Genomic DNA, 14,867 nt, shown 5'->3' on the forward strand with positions numbered 1-14,867 from the left:
ATATTATAGAACCTAGATGAAAATTTAGGATAAGTTTAATAAAAATTTACATAACCAAAAGTTATATATATACATATAAAATGCGCAAATAGGTGCGCATCATGCAGGAGGAGGTTTTCCGGTGGAGAAAACAGAATGGTATTTGGAATATGAAATCCAAAAGAATCGTCCAGGCTTGCTTGGTGACATTTCTTCCCTGCTGGGTATGCTTTCGATTAATATTGTCACGATCAATGGTGTGGATGAAGGCCGAAGAGGCTTGCTGATCTTGGCTAAAGACCACGAACAGATTGAACGCTTAAAGTCTATTCTTAATACAATGGATACGATTAAAGTGATCAAGCTACGGGAGCCTAAACTCAGAGACCGTCTTGCCGTGCGCCATGGAAGATACATTCAAAGGGATGCAGATGACAAGAAAACGTTTAGGTTTGTAAGGGATGAGCTTGGTCTGCTGGTCGATTTCATGGCCGAATTATTTAAACAGGAAGGGCACAAGCTAATAGGGATCAGAGGAATGCCAAGGGTTGGAAAGACAGAATCCATTGTCGCTTCAAGTGTCTGTGCGAACAAACGATGGCTATTTGTTTCATCCACTCTGCTTAAGCAGACGATACGCAACCAGCTGATCGAGGATGAGTATAATGAAAACAATTTGTTCATAATAGACGGAATTGTCTCAACCAGACGTGCAAACGAACGGCACTGGCAGCTTGTCCGGGAAATTATGCGCCTTCCTGCAGTAAAGGTAGTTGAGCATCCGGATATTTTTGTGCAAAACACTGAATACTCTCTTAATGATTTTGATTATATTATTGAGCTCCGTCATGATCCTGAGGAAGAGATTACTTATGATGTAGTAGAGAAAAACAATATGTTCTCGGAATCTGATTTTGGAGGCTTTGATTTTTAGTAAGTTGGAAGGTGTTGTAAATTGACAGAACTAGGCAATCGTTTAAAAGAAGCGCGGCTGGCTAAAGATATGAGCCTTGACGATCTGCAGAAGGTCACAAAAATACAAAAGCGCTATTTGATGGGAATTGAAGAGGGCGATTATAGCATGATGCCCGGAAAGTTTTATGTCAGGGCATTTATAAAGCAATATGCTGAAGCGGTTGGAATTGAGCCGGAAGAAATTTTCGAGCAGTATAAAAATGACATTCCGGCACAGGTGGATGATGATATTCCGGAAAAGCTTTCCCGTGTTCAATCCAGAAAAGATTTATCGGGCAGGACTTCAAAGGTATTCGATATTCTTCCAAAGGTACTCATTGGTGTCTTTATAATTGGTCTCATCGCGGTCCTTTATAATTTCCTTGGGGCCAAAGATCAGGCGGATAATGATGAAAAGCCATCAGATCGGACAGATGGGCAGACGGTCATAGAAGAGTCTGAAAACCTTGCTGATAGTAAAAAAGATGAAAATGATAAAGATGAATCAGCAGGTAAGAAAGAAGAATCTGCTGACAAAGAGACTGCTGAGGATAATTCTGAGGAACAGGAAGCCGAGGAAGCGCCAAAGCAGGAGGTTGCTGTGGTGCAATCCAGCGGAAATGGAACGGTTTATGAATTGAAAAATGCGGACAAGTTTGAACTGGAGGTTTTGTCTACAGGAGAAACTTGGGTGAATATCAAGAACGGCAAAGGGGATTCCCTCTTCCAGGGAATGCTGACTTCGAATGGCACGAAAAGCCAGAAGGTAGACTTTTCAAAGGAAACGGAAGCTTCCATTGTAGTCGGAAATTCGACTCAAACTGAAATCTATGTAAACGGCGAAAAAATTGAGTATAAGGTGCCGCCTTCACAATCCGTCAAGCAGGATATAACCATAAAGTACGCGCCGAAGAACGAATAGTCATCTTTAGATGACTATTTTCGCTTTTTATGTAAAAATTATCAGTAAAAGGATTGAGCAATTGTCTTAAACTTTTTCTGCAAGAAGCTTCATTTATAATACTTGGAGGTAAAACATGAATCTGCCAAATAAAATTACAGTGTCCCGTATCTTGCTGATACCAATATTTCTGCTCGTTATGCTCATCCCTCTTTCATGGGGAAATGTAGAGTTGTTAGGAGCTGAAATGCCCGTTACCCATCTGATTGGAGCTCTTATTTTTATTATTGCTTCAGTTACCGATTGGGTCGACGGCTACTTTGCCCGCAAGTACAATCTGGTTACAAACCTGGGCAAGTTTCTTGATCCGCTTGCAGACAAGCTTCTCGTCTCTGCAGCATTAATTGTTCTGGTTGATCTTGGTCTGGCTCCATCATGGATTGTCATTATAATAATCAGCCGGGAATTTGCTGTAACAGGTTTAAGGCTTGTTCTGGCGGGGGAAGGAGAAGTAGTCGCAGCGAATCAGCTTGGCAAAATCAAAACCTGGGCACAAATCGTGGCCATTTCTGCACTGCTTTTACATAATATTATTTTTGAAATGGTTTCAATCCGGTTTGACCTGATTGCCCTTTGGGTTGCGATGTTCTTTACGATCTGGTCCGGCTGGGACTACTTTGCTAAAAACAAGCAGGCCTTCATTAACTCAAAATAATTACTTTACCCAGAAGGGGGCTTTTGAATGAATGCTGAAATTATAGCTGTCGGGTCTGAGCTTTTACTTGGACAAATAGTAAATACAAATGCCCGCTTTCTGTCCCGGCAGCTTGCAGAACTGGGCATTAACGTTTTTTACCATACAGTGGTTGGAGATAATCCCGAGCGCCTAAAATCGGTGATCAAAATTGCCGAAGGCCGTTCTGACCTGATCGTCTTCACGGGCGGACTGGGACCGACAAAGGATGATTTAACGAAAGAAACGATTGCCCGCCATCTTGGCAAAGAGCTCGTCATGGACGAACAGGCGCTTGAATCTATACAGCTTTATTTTAAACGCACCAACAGAGAGATGACTGAGAATAATAAAAAACAGGCCCTGGTTCTTAAGGATGCGCAAGTGCTTCCTAACGAGCATGGAATGGCACCCGGAATGATTGACGATAGTGGCCGGCATGTTTTTATGCTTCTTCCGGGTCCGCCAAATGAGATGGAGCCAATGTTCCTCAAACATGCCTTTCCAGCCCTGCAATCCAAGCTGGGCACCGAGGATGTGATTGTTTCCCGGGTGCTGCACTTCTTCGGGATTGGAGAAGCCATGCTGGAAACGGAGATTGAAGATATTATCGATGCGCAGAGTAATCCAACCATTGCCCCGCTTGCATCTGATGGGGAAGTTACACTGAGGCTCACAGCAAAGCATAGTCAGTCTAACACGGCCATGATGCTGATGGATGAAACTGAAGCCAAGATCCTCGACCGTGTCGGAGAATTTTTCTATGGCTATGATGACACTTCCTTGATGCATGAGCTTACCAAGCTGATCAAGGAAAACAATATGACTATTTCCGCTGCTGAGAGTTTAACAGGAGGGATGTTCCAGCAGGAGTTTACCTCTATTCCGGGAGCAGGCGGTCTTCTAAAAGGCGGAGTGGTTTGTTATACAAACGAAGTTAAGGCTGAAGTGTTAAAAGTCCGCAAAGAAACGATTGATAACGACGGGGTCGTCAGTGCTCAGTGTGCAGCAGAGCTTGCTGTGAATGTCGCAAGTCTGACTAACTCAGATATCGGGATCAGCTTCACAGGTGTTGCAGGTCCTGACGAACTGGAAGGCAACCCGGTGGGAACCGTATATATAGGCATCTGGATAAAAGGAAAGCCAGTCCAGACTGAAAAGCTGAACCTTGGGGGAACCAGGGCAGCAAACCGGGTCCGTACGGTAAAATACGGCTGCCATTTTCTTATAAAAGCATTAAAAGAAAGTCAGAGCGCCTAAAAGCGTTCTGATTTTTTAATAGCCTGAAAAATAGGCAGAATTCTTATCAAAATGCTATTTCTTCTATTGATTCACACCTGAAAATTTCATTTTCCTCCGCATGAATTAATATTTTCGGGCAAAACGTCCCGGTGAAAAAAACGAATGGATGTTCGACTTTTTGCTCGACAAATGCATTGAAAAGGTTTATAGTAGAGTTAGGATTTGAGATGAGACAAAACGAATCTAATCAAAAGATAGATTCGTCTATATAAAAGGAGGAACTATTAGTGAGTGATCGTCAAGCAGCTCTTGAAATGGCGTTAAAACAAATAGAAAAGCAATTTGGTAAAGGTTCTATCATGAAGCTTGGTGAACAGACTGACCGCAAAATTTCCACTGCACCAAGCGGATCCCTTGCCCTTGATGCAGCTCTTGGGGTAGGCGGCTACCCAAGAGGACGTATTATTGAAATTTATGGACCTGAGAGCTCAGGTAAAACAACAGTTGCCCTGCATGCAATTGCAGAGGTTCAGGCAAGCGGAGGACAAGCTGCTTTTATCGATGCTGAACATGCTCTAGACCCTGTTTATGCACAAAAGCTTGGTGTAAATATTGATGAGCTTCTTCTTTCCCAGCCGGATACAGGTGAGCAGGCGCTTGAAATTGCAGAAGCTCTTGTTCGAAGCGGCGCTGTGGATATCCTGGTAATTGACTCTGTTGCAGCTCTTGTGCCAAAGGCTGAAATTGAAGGGGAAATGGGTGACTCCCATGTTGGTTTGCAGGCCCGCCTTATGTCCCAGGCACTTCGTAAACTATCAGGTGCAATCAACAAATCTAAAACCATTGCGATTTTCATTAACCAGATTCGTGAAAAAGTCGGAGTTATGTTCGGGAATCCTGAAACCACTCCTGGCGGACGCGCATTGAAATTCTACTCTTCTGTCCGTCTTGAAGTGCGCCGTGCAGAAACCCTTAAGCAGGGCAATGAAATGGTTGGTAATAAGACAAAGATCAAAGTTGTCAAAAACAAAGTCGCTCCTCCATTCAGAGTAGCGGAAGTAGATATCATGTACGGTGAAGGAATCTCGAAGGAAGGCGAAATCATCGATCTTGGATCTGAACTGGATATTGTCCAAAAGAGCGGTTCATGGTACTCATTTAACGAAGAGCGCTTAGGCCAAGGCCGTGAAAACGCCAAAGTATTCCTAAAAGAAAACCCGGAAATTCGCCTCACTATCCAAAAACAAATCCGTGAACACTACGGACTTGACGAAGATAAAGTAATCAGCGGAGACGAAGAGCAGGAAGAATTCGAGCTTATCGATTAATACTAAGAAAAAGCAAAGCCCGGGTGGCTTTGCTTTTCTTATGGATAATAAGTGATTCACTAAGCATTTTTTATTATAGCCAAAACTTGCTTATAATTATTAAGAGTTCAAACCAATCGAAATATTAAGAAAAGCCTTTAGGACAAACCCTTGACAATAAAATTCCACAGCCTTACAATTAAAAATGTATATTTTACATTTTATATGTAAAGAAATTCTTATTGAGTTAGACATTGTCTGGCTCCAGGCTCCATTGGCTATTCATACGTTAATATAATGCCAGCCCAAAATGGATGCCCAATGCTTTTTTAAGATTGAAACGTTTAAAAGCCTTAGTGCTGTATGTTGAATTGGACAATGTACATGCCGACACTTTAAAAAACGTAACACAAACAAGTTCATAGCAAGAGGAGGTGAAATGATGGATCTAGTAACAGCAATCATCTCCATTTTGCTTGGCCTAATCGTCGGTGCTATTGTTGGCTATTTTGTTCGCAAATCTATTGCCGAAGCAAAAATTGCAGGAGCTAAAGATGCTGCTGAGCAGATTTTGGAAGACGCAAAGCGAGAAGCTGAGGCTACGAAGAAAGAAGCCCTGCTTGAAGCGAAAGATGAAATTCACAAGCTTCGCACAGATGCGGAAAGTGAAATTCGTGATCGAAGAAATGAACTGCAAAAACAAGAAAATCGCTTAATGCAAAGAGAAGAGAACCTTGATCGTAAAGATGAAACGTTAGATAAACGTGAAGTGCTTTTAGAAAAGAGGGACGATTCTCTTAGCAAAAGACAACAGCATATTGAAGAGATGGAAAGCAAAGTGGACGAGATGATTAAAGAGCAGCAAGCTGAGCTGGAACGTATCTCAGGCTTGACTCGTGAAGAGGCAAAGTCCATCATTTTAGAGCGCACGGAGCAGGAAGTGGCTCACGATGTCGCTATTATGGTAAAAGAGAGCGAGACTAGAGCGAAAGAGGACGCAGATAAGAAAGCGAAAGAAATCTTGTCACTGGCTATCCAAAGATGTGCAGCGGATCATGTAGCAGAAACTACTGTATCAGTTGTCAATCTGCCAAATGATGAGATGAAAGGGCGCATTATTGGCCGTGAAGGCCGTAATATCCGTACTCTGGAAACTCTGACTGGAATTGATCTCATAATCGATGATACGCCGGAAGCGGTTATTTTATCCGGTTTTGATCCGATTCGCCGTGAGACTGCACGCTTAGCTTTAGACAAACTGGTTCAGGACGGACGCATCCATCCAGCCCGAATTGAGGAAATGGTTGATAAGGCCCGCCGTGAAGTGGATGAACACATCCGTGAAATCGGTGAACAAACTACTTTCGAGGTTGGTGTTCACGGTCTGCATCCAGATTTAATCAAAATTCTTGGCCGTTTAAAATTCCGTACAAGCTACGGTCAGAATGTGTTAAAGCATTCAATGGAAGTGGCTCAGCTTTCAGGTTTGCTGGCTGCCGAATTAGGACAGGACGAAACATTGGCCCGCCGTGCAGGATTGCTTCATGATATCGGTAAAGCAATCGACCATGAGGTGGAAGGAAGCCATGTTGAAATAGGTGTGGAGCTTGCCACTAAGTATAAGGAGCATCCTGTTGTCATCAACAGTATCGCTTCCCACCATGGTGACACAGAGCCTACATCGATCATTGCCGTACTTGTCGCTGCAGCTGATGCTTTATCAGCAGCAAGACCTGGAGCAAGAAGAGAGACGCTTGAGAACTATATTCGCCGTCTGGAAAAGCTTGAAGAGATTTCAGAATCCTATGATGGCGTTGAAAAATCTTTTGCCATTCAGGCAGGACGCGAAATTCGCATTATGGTTAAACCTGAACAAATTGATGACCTTGAAGCTCATCGTTTGGCAAGGGATATCCGTAAGAAGATTGAAGAGGAACTTGATTATCCAGGCCACATCAAGGTCACGGTTATCCGTGAAACGAGGGCCGTTGAATATGCAAAATAAAGCGATGCTCATGCATCGCTTTATTTCTTTTTCGGGTGTGCTTTATATTGATGCAGGAAACTGTGTTAAACTAATAAAAATGACTGGGAAAGAATACATATATCTTTAAAAACAGAAAGGGATATGACATGAATATATTGTTTGTCGGAGATGTAGTGGGATCACAGGGGCGGGATATGATCACTGAATATGTACCGAAGCTAAAAGAAAAATACCGCCCGCATATCACAATTATTAATGGGGAAAATGCAGCGGGTGGAAAGGGTATTACGGAAAAGATTTACCGCAGCTTTCTTGAGGCTGGTGCTCAGGCGGTAACTCTCGGTAATCATACCTGGGATAACCGGGAAATTTTTGAATTCATTGACCGCGCTAAATATATGGTTCGTCCGGCCAATTTTCCTTCAAATAATCCTGGAAAAGGCATGGTGTATTTAAAATTTAATACAGAGGAAGTAGCGGTGATCAGCCTTCAGGGCAGGACTTTTATGAATACAAGTGATTGTCCTTTCCAAAAGGCGGATGAACTGATAAAAGAAGCCCGTGAAAGGACTCCGTTCATTTTTGTTGATTTTCATGCGGAAGCAACAAGTGAAAAACAGGCAATGGGCTGGTATTTGGATGGAAAGGTATCAGCCGTCGTGGGTACGCATACACACGTGCAGACAGCCGATAACCGTATTTTGCCTGGCGGGACAGCCTTTATGTCTGATGTGGGAATGACAGGCCCTTATGACGGTATCCTTGGTGTTGAAAAAGAAGCTGTAATCAAAAGGTTTTTGACTGGACTGCCGGTTCGGTTTGAAGTTCCGAAAGAAGGAAGGACCCAATTAAGTGCAGCATTCATTGAGCTGAGTCCAAAAACGGGTTTGGCAAAAAAAATTGACCGGATCTTGATTAATGATGACCATCCTTTTTACTCATAAACTGATAAAAACTGCATTCGGATGTCCGAGTGCGGTTTTTTTGGTTTTTGCAGAAAATTCAGCCTAAAACCATGCTTTTTTTGTCCAAGCCGGAATATGTGAATTCTAAGCTGAATATAGTAGCAATGGAATGATATATAGACCTGGTGCTAAATTCCATCAAAGCGGGATGTGCATGAACGGAAAGTAATTGCTTATCTGAAGGCATTCAGCCTTTACAGAAGGCGAATCAGCGCTTTGAGCAATGCATACAGGAGGGGTAAAACGAGGAGGAGCTAGGAATGGAAATATTAAAAGTTTCAGCAAAATCTAATCCTAATTCTGTAGCTGGTGCGCTTGCTGGAGTTCTTCGCGAAAGAGGAAGTGCGGAAATCCAGGCAATTGGTGCGGGTGCATTGAACCAGGCTGTTAAGGCAGTAGCGATCGCAAGAGGATTCGTAGCGCCTAGCGGAGTGGATTTAATTTGTATCCCTGCATTCACGGATATCCTGATTGACGGCGAAGAGCGGACTGCCATTAAGCTGATTGTGGAACCGCGTTAGGCAAAAGCTTCAGAATGGGAAATCATCCTTTGTCATATGCATAAGTCAGCAAAATATAAATTCGTGCAAAAATATTAAAACCTGTTTGCATCATAGGCAAACAGGTTCTTTTTTTAATAAGATAAAGCTATGCAGAAAAAGGGAGGAAAACAGCATGAAAATATTTGATGCACATTGTGATGTCCTATATAAAATGTTTATGGACAGAAAGGTTGACTTTAATAATTCAGGCAGTCTTCAGGTGAACCTTGCTGGGCTGCAGGCTTCCAGTATAAAAGTTCAATGCTTTGCCATATATGTTCCTGAATCTGTCCATCCAGAAATGAAGTTCAACGCAGCACTATATATGACCGATCTGTTTTACGATAAAGTGCTTAAACCCAACCCGCAATTAAAGCTCATTAGAAGCAGCCGGGACATCGACCTGCTGCAGGATGATGAAGTAGGGGCAGTGCTTACACTGGAGGGATGTGATGCTGTTGGCTGCGATCTGCTTAAATTGAAGACGCTTCTCAGGCTGGGAGTGTCTTCAGTGGGATTGACCTGGAATTATGCTAACTGTGCAGCTGATGGAGTGCTTGAAGAAAGGGGGGCAGGGCTTTCTTCATTTGGCAAACAAGTGGTCTATGAATTAAATGCCAGCAAAGCATGGTGCGATGTATCCCATCTTTCTGAACGAGGGTTCTGGGATGTGATGGAATGGGCGGATTATCCTTTTGCCTCTCACTCGAACTGCTATTCGCTGTGCCCGAATCCACGCAATTTATCAAACGAACAGATTGAAGCACTGATTGATCGGGACAGTGTGATGGGCATTACATTTGTGACGGAGTTTTTATCAGGAAAACAAACAGCCACGATTACAGACATCCTAAGACATCTTGAACATGTATGTTCACTTGGAGGAGAAAATCATGTGGGCTTTGGTTCGGATTTTGACGGTACGGATGGAAGAGTTGCAGGTTTGGAGGATGCAAGAAAATACGATAGCCTGATAAATGAACTAACAAAATATTATTCTGATATACAAGCTGAAAAATTTTCATTTCGGAATTTTTATAACAGATTTCCAAGGTGAAAATGGTGAAAAAACTGTATATCAAGGGATGTGAAAGACCTGATAAATCCAAAATGAAATAATCTTTTTAGTATTTTTCAAAAAATAAAAAAATATTCATCTTTTAGCCAATAAATATTCAGAAAGGGTTGCTTTTTTAGACACATAGGTCTAGAATTGAAAGCGTTTAGTACCCATCCAGCTTCCAGAATATAGCCTTTAAGGTATGGTGAAATAACAGGATTGACTGGACAAGTACTACACTTAAATTAAATAAACGTTTTTACATAATTTCTTAACGTATCTAAAGGGGTGTAAGACATGATCAATCAACTTTCATGGAAAGTTGGAGGACAGCAAGGGGAAGGTATCGAAAGTACCGGGGAGATTTTTTCCATTGCATTAAATCGTTTAGGCTACTACCTGTACGGTTACCGCCACTTTTCATCACGTATTAAGGGCGGGCACACGAACAACAAGATTCGCGTCAGCACGTCACAAATTCGTTCTATTTCGGACGATTTAGATATTCTGGTAGCTTTTGACCAGGAAACAATCGATTTAAACTACAAAGAACTTCACGATAAAGGGATCATGATTGCAGATGCGAAATTTGATCCAAAACAGCCAGAAGATACGAATGCAGCTTTGTTTGCAGTACCTTTTACAGAGATTGCTACAGAGCTTGGAACATCCCTGATGAAAAACATGGTTGCTGTTGGTGCGACATGTGCAGTTCTAAATTTAGATATTAAAGTATTTGAAGAAGTAGTTCAAGAGATTTTTGGGCGAAAAGGACAGCAGGTTGTCGATAAAAACATGGAAGCCATTCAGGCTGGCTTTGATTTCATGAAAGAAAAGCTCAGCGATGATGTGGAATTAATGGAGCTTGAAAAAGCTGACGGACTGAAGCGTTTATTCATGATCGGAAACGATGCAATCGCTCTTGGTGCTCTTGCAGGAGGATGCCGCTTCATGGCCGCTTACCCAATCACACCTGCATCCGAAATCATGGAATATCTGATAAAAAAACTTCCGGCGCTTGGCGGATCTGTCATCCAGACAGAAGATGAAATTGCCGCAGTAACAATGGCAATCGGTGCAAACTACGCCGGTGTCCGCTCAATTACAGCATCTGCAGGTCCTGGACTTTCCCTTAAAATGGAAGCTATCGGCCTTTCAGGAATTACTGAAACACCGCTTGTTATCGTAGATACACAGCGTGGGGGCCCTTCTACAGGACTACCTACAAAGCAGGAGCAATCTGACTTAATGGCAATGATTTACGGCACTCATGGCGAGATTCCAAAAATCGTACTTGCTCCAAGTACTGTACAGGAAGCATTCTATGATACGGCTGAAGCTTTCAACCTTGCAGAAGAATACCAGTGTCCGGTTATTGTCCTCTCAGACCTGCAGCTTTCTCTTGGAAAGCAGACAGTGGAGCCGCTTGATTTCAGCAAAGTTGAAATCCGTCGAGGAAAGCTTGTTACAGAAGAACTTCCTGAAATTGAAAACAAAGGCTACTTCAAGCGCTTTGAGGTTACAGAAGATGGTGTTTCACCTCGAGTGATCCCTGGCATGAAAAACGGAATCCACCATGTGACGGGTGTGGAGCATGATGAAACTGGAAAACCTTCAGAATCAGCTGCAAACCGCAATGCTCAAATGGATAAGCGTTTCCGCAAGATTGAAAATATAAAATTCAATACACCTGTTCACAAGAATGCTCCTCATGAAGAAGCAGACTTGCTGATCGTCGGCTTCAACTCAACACGCGGTGCAATTGAGGAAGCAATGAGCAGACTTGAACAGGACGGTATTAAAGTGAACCATGCACAAGTTCGCCTGATTCATCCTTTCCCAACGGATGAGTTATTGCCGCTTGTGAAATCAGCTAAAAAAATCGCTGTAGTAGAAAACAACGCTACAGGACAATTAGCGAACATCATGAAGATGAACGTCGGACATGCTGAGAAAGTACATAAGCTATTAAAGTACGACGGAAATCCATTCTTGCCGCATGAAATTCACACAAAATGCAAGGAGTTGTTCTAAATGGCCACATTTAAAGACTTTCGAAATAATGTAAAACCAAACTGGTGTCCAGGCTGTGGAGACTTCTCCGTGCAGGCTGCGATTCAGCGTGCGGCAGCAAATGTTGGTTTAGAGCCGGAGAACTTAGCTGTAGTATCAGGCATTGGATGCTCCGGACGTATTTCCGGCTATATCAATTCATACGGTTTCCACGGCATTCATGGGCGTTCACTGCCGATCGCTCAGGGTGTGAAAATGGCTAACCGCGATTTAACAGTTATCGCATCCGGCGGTGACGGAGATGGATTCGCGATCGGTATGGGCCATACGATTCATGCGATCCGCCGTAATGTGAACATCACTTATATCGTAATGGATAACCAAATCTATGGTTTAACAAAAGGCCAGACTTCACCGCGTTCTGCGGCTGGTTTCAAAACGAAGTCTACTCCTCAAGGTTCTATTGAGCAGGCGATTTCTCCAATGGAAATGGCATTAACAGCAGGTGCGACTTTCGTGGCACAAAGCTTCTCAACTGACCTTAAAGATCTGACAGCGTTAATCGAAGCAGGCATCAAGCATGATGGCTTCTCTTTAATTAACGTGTTCAGTCCATGTGTTACATACAATAAAGTCAACACATATGACTGGTTTAAAGAAAACCTGACAAAGCTTAGCGATGTGGAAGGCTATGACAACTCAAGCCGTGAAATGGCAATGCAGACTCTTATGAAGCACAGCGGCCTTGTAACTGGCTTAATCTACCAGGACACAGAGCGCAAGTCTTATCAGGAATTGCTTTCAGGTTACTCTGAAACTCCTTTATCACAAGCGGATCTGGAACTAGATCAAGCTCACTTTGATAAACTTGCAGCTGAATTTATGTAATCATAAGAAGTCCGGGAATCCCGGGCTTCTTTTTTCTTGTATTGAATGAGATTAGATGTGACAACTATCACACACAATATATTAAATTTAGTCTAGTATAAGTAAATGTGTAGGATTAAAATTATCCCTGTTCGTACATACAAGTAATAGCTGCTGATAAGAGACCGAGTGCTGTTTTCTATTGTTTTAACTATCAGAAAGCCTTATACTATAATAATGTGCACATATATAAATTGCACAACTTAATAAAAGCTGAAAATGGAGTTTAAATGATAGATGCAGCTCAGGAGAAAGAGAAAGGGGATACATGATGAACGAAAAACAGCGTTTAGAAAGCCAGCAAGTGCAAACAGCAAATCCTTCGGACAAAAAATCCGTAAAGGATTACAGCAAATACTTTGAAACTGTTTATACTGCACCTTCCTTAAAGGAAGCGAAAAAACGCGGTAAAGAAGAAGTGAAATATCATAAAGATTTTAACATACCAGAAGAATTTCATGGAATGGGAAAAGGCCGCAAATTCTATATCCGCACTTACGGCTGCCAAATGAATGAACATGATACCGAAGTTATGGCTGGTATTTTCCTTGGTCTTGGCTATGAGCATACAGAATCTGTAGAAGATGCAAATGTCATTTTGCTTAATACATGTGCCATCCGTGAAAATGCCGAGAATAAAGTGTTTGGAGAACTTGGCCATCTAAAACATTTAAAAAAGGAAAATCCCGATCTTCTAATTGGTGTCTGCGGATGTATGTCACAGGAAGAATCAGTTGTTAACAAGATTCTTAAAACATATAACCAGGTAGATATGATATTTGGAACACACAACATTCACCGTCTTCCTAACATTCTTCAAGAAGCGTATATGTCGAAGGAAATGGTAATTGAAGTTTGGTCTAAAGAAGGGGATGTTATTGAGAACCTTCCAAAAGTGCGCCGCGGCAATATTAAAGCATGGGTCAACATTATGTACGGCTGTGATAAATTCTGCACATACTGCATCGTTCCTTATACACGGGGAAAAGAGCGGAGCAGACGTCCTGAGGATATCATTCAGGAAGTGCGTCAGTTAGCTGCACAGGGCTACCAGGAAATTACCCTGCTTGGGCAAAATGTAAACGCGTATGGAAAAGATTTTGAGGATATGAAATACGGTCTTGGCGATTTAATGGATGAAATGCGCAAAATCGACATTCCGCGAGTACGCTTTACAACCAGCCATCCACGAGATTTTGATGATCATTTGATTGAAGTGCTTGCCAAGGGAGGCAATCTGGTAGAGCATATTCACCTGCCAGTTCAATCTGGTTCTACAGATGTCCTGAAAATCATGGCCCGTAAATATACAAGGGAACAATACTTGGAGCTGGTTCGCAAGATTAAAGCGGCTATTCCAGAGGCCACTTTCACAACTGATATCATCGTAGGCTATCCTAATGAGACAGAAGAGCAATTTGAAGAAACAATTTCCCTGTATCGGGAGGTAGGGTTCGAAGCTGCTTATACGTTCATTTACTCACCTCGTGAAGGCACACCAGCGGCCAAAATGGTGGATAACGTGCCAATGGAAGTGAAGAAAGAACGTCTTCAGCGCCTGAACGCAGTTGTTAATGAATTATCTGCAGAAGCAATGAAAAAATATAAAGGTCAGACTGTCGAAGTTCTTGTGGAAGGGGAAAGCAAGAACAATCCTGAAATTCTTGCAGGCTACACAAGAAAGAACAAGCTCGTAAACTTTAAGGGACCGAAAACAGCGATCGGCAAAATCGTGAATGTAAAGGTAACCGATGCGAAGACTTGGTCCCTAAACGGAGAAATGGTAGAAGAACTAGATGCGGTTGAGGTGAAGCAGTAATGGCTAAATACACAAAAGATGAGATAGTAGAACGTGCGAAGGAACTGGCACGCATGATTGCAGAGACAGAAGAGGTAGATTTCTTCAAGCGTGCAGAAGCACAGATTAATGAAAACGAAAAGGTTAGTGCTACCATTACAACAATCAAAGGCTTGCAAAAACAGGCTGTCAATCTTCAGCACTATGGTAAAGCTGAAGCATTAAAGAAAACGGAAGAAAAAATTGCCCAATTGGAACAGCAGCTGGATGAAATTCCGGTTGTCCAGGAATTCAAGCAATCCCAGGTGGATGTTAATGAATTGCTGCAGATTGTGGCTAATGCGATTTCCAACACTGTAACAGACGAAGTCATTACTTCTACAGGCGGAAATCTCCTAAGCGGTGAAACGGGATCAAAAATCAGCAACAGCAGCTGTACACATTAATAAACAGAAAGCG

The 14,867-nt window shown here is 42.4% G+C and carries 13 protein-coding genes; all 13 read left to right on the forward strand.

Annotated features, from left to right (window positions below; all coding sequences use genetic code 11):
* Positions 1-121: 121 nt before the first annotated feature.
* The 13 genes from JI665_RS04020 to JI665_RS04080 all read left to right on the forward strand — a co-directional run bounded on the left by JI665_RS04020 (position 122) and on the right by JI665_RS04080 (position 14,854).
* Positions 122-913 carry a YmfK family protein gene (locus tag JI665_RS04020; RefSeq protein WP_159862727.1) on the forward strand — a complete coding sequence of 264 codons (792 nt, stop codon included), beginning with the start codon at positions 122-124 and terminating at the stop codon, positions 911-913.
* A gap of 21 nt (positions 914-934) precedes the next feature.
* Entirely contained in the window at positions 935-1,855 is a 921-nt protein-coding gene (locus JI665_RS04025) for a helix-turn-helix domain-containing protein (protein ID WP_206836574.1), read from the forward strand.
* Positions 1,856-1,970: 115 nt separating this feature from the next.
* On the forward strand, positions 1,971-2,549 hold the full coding sequence (gene pgsA, locus JI665_RS04030) for a CDP-diacylglycerol--glycerol-3-phosphate 3-phosphatidyltransferase (protein ID WP_206836577.1): 579 nt from the start codon (positions 1,971-1,973) through the stop codon (positions 2,547-2,549).
* Between the two features lie 27 nt (positions 2,550-2,576).
* Positions 2,577-3,827 (forward strand): competence/damage-inducible protein A, encoded by a 1,251-nt coding sequence (locus JI665_RS04035; protein WP_206836580.1) that lies wholly within the window; start codon positions 2,577-2,579, stop codon positions 3,825-3,827.
* Positions 3,828-4,096: 269 nt separating this feature from the next.
* Positions 4,097-5,137, forward strand: a complete 1,041-nt coding sequence (gene recA, locus JI665_RS04040) for a recombinase RecA (RefSeq protein WP_206836583.1) — start codon at positions 4,097-4,099, stop codon at positions 5,135-5,137.
* A gap of 418 nt (positions 5,138-5,555) precedes the next feature.
* The gene (gene rny / locus JI665_RS04045; protein ID WP_414635258.1) at positions 5,556-7,121 is read left to right on the forward strand and encodes a ribonuclease Y; all 1,566 of its coding nucleotides are present in this window, start codon (positions 5,556-5,558) and stop codon (positions 7,119-7,121) included.
* A gap of 128 nt (positions 7,122-7,249) precedes the next feature.
* Positions 7,250-8,047, forward strand: a complete 798-nt coding sequence (locus JI665_RS04050) for a TIGR00282 family metallophosphoesterase (protein WP_206836586.1) — start codon at positions 7,250-7,252, stop codon at positions 8,045-8,047.
* Between the two features lie 281 nt (positions 8,048-8,328).
* Positions 8,329-8,589: a stage V sporulation protein SpoVS gene (gene spoVS, locus JI665_RS04055; protein ID WP_026585459.1), complete on the forward strand. Its 261-nt coding sequence runs from the start codon at positions 8,329-8,331 to the stop codon at positions 8,587-8,589.
* Between the two features lie 154 nt (positions 8,590-8,743).
* Positions 8,744-9,667, forward strand: a complete 924-nt coding sequence (locus JI665_RS04060; RefSeq protein ID WP_206836589.1) for a dipeptidase — start codon at positions 8,744-8,746, stop codon at positions 9,665-9,667.
* A 300-nt stretch (positions 9,668-9,967) separates the two neighbouring features.
* Positions 9,968-11,704: a 2-oxoacid:acceptor oxidoreductase subunit alpha gene (locus JI665_RS04065; RefSeq protein ID WP_206836592.1), complete on the forward strand. Its 1,737-nt coding sequence runs from the start codon at positions 9,968-9,970 to the stop codon at positions 11,702-11,704.
* Positions 11,705-12,571 carry a 2-oxoacid:ferredoxin oxidoreductase subunit beta gene (locus JI665_RS04070; RefSeq protein ID WP_009330663.1) on the forward strand — a complete coding sequence of 289 codons (867 nt, stop codon included), beginning with the start codon at positions 11,705-11,707 and terminating at the stop codon, positions 12,569-12,571.
* Positions 12,572-12,881: 310 nt separating this feature from the next.
* Positions 12,882-14,429: a tRNA (N6-isopentenyl adenosine(37)-C2)-methylthiotransferase MiaB gene (gene miaB / locus JI665_RS04075; protein ID WP_206836594.1), complete on the forward strand. Its 1,548-nt coding sequence runs from the start codon at positions 12,882-12,884 to the stop codon at positions 14,427-14,429.
* Positions 14,429-14,854: a RicAFT regulatory complex protein RicA family protein gene (locus tag JI665_RS04080; RefSeq protein ID WP_206836597.1), complete on the forward strand. Its 426-nt coding sequence runs from the start codon at positions 14,429-14,431 to the stop codon at positions 14,852-14,854. The genes miaB and JI665_RS04080 overlap by 1 nt, the downstream gene beginning before the upstream one ends.
* The last annotated feature ends 13 nt before the right edge of the window (positions 14,855-14,867 follow it).

Origin of the sequence: Bacillus sp. NTK034, assembly GCF_017303275.1 — a bacterium.
GTDB lineage: Bacteria > Bacillota > Bacilli > Bacillales > Cytobacillaceae > Cytobacillus.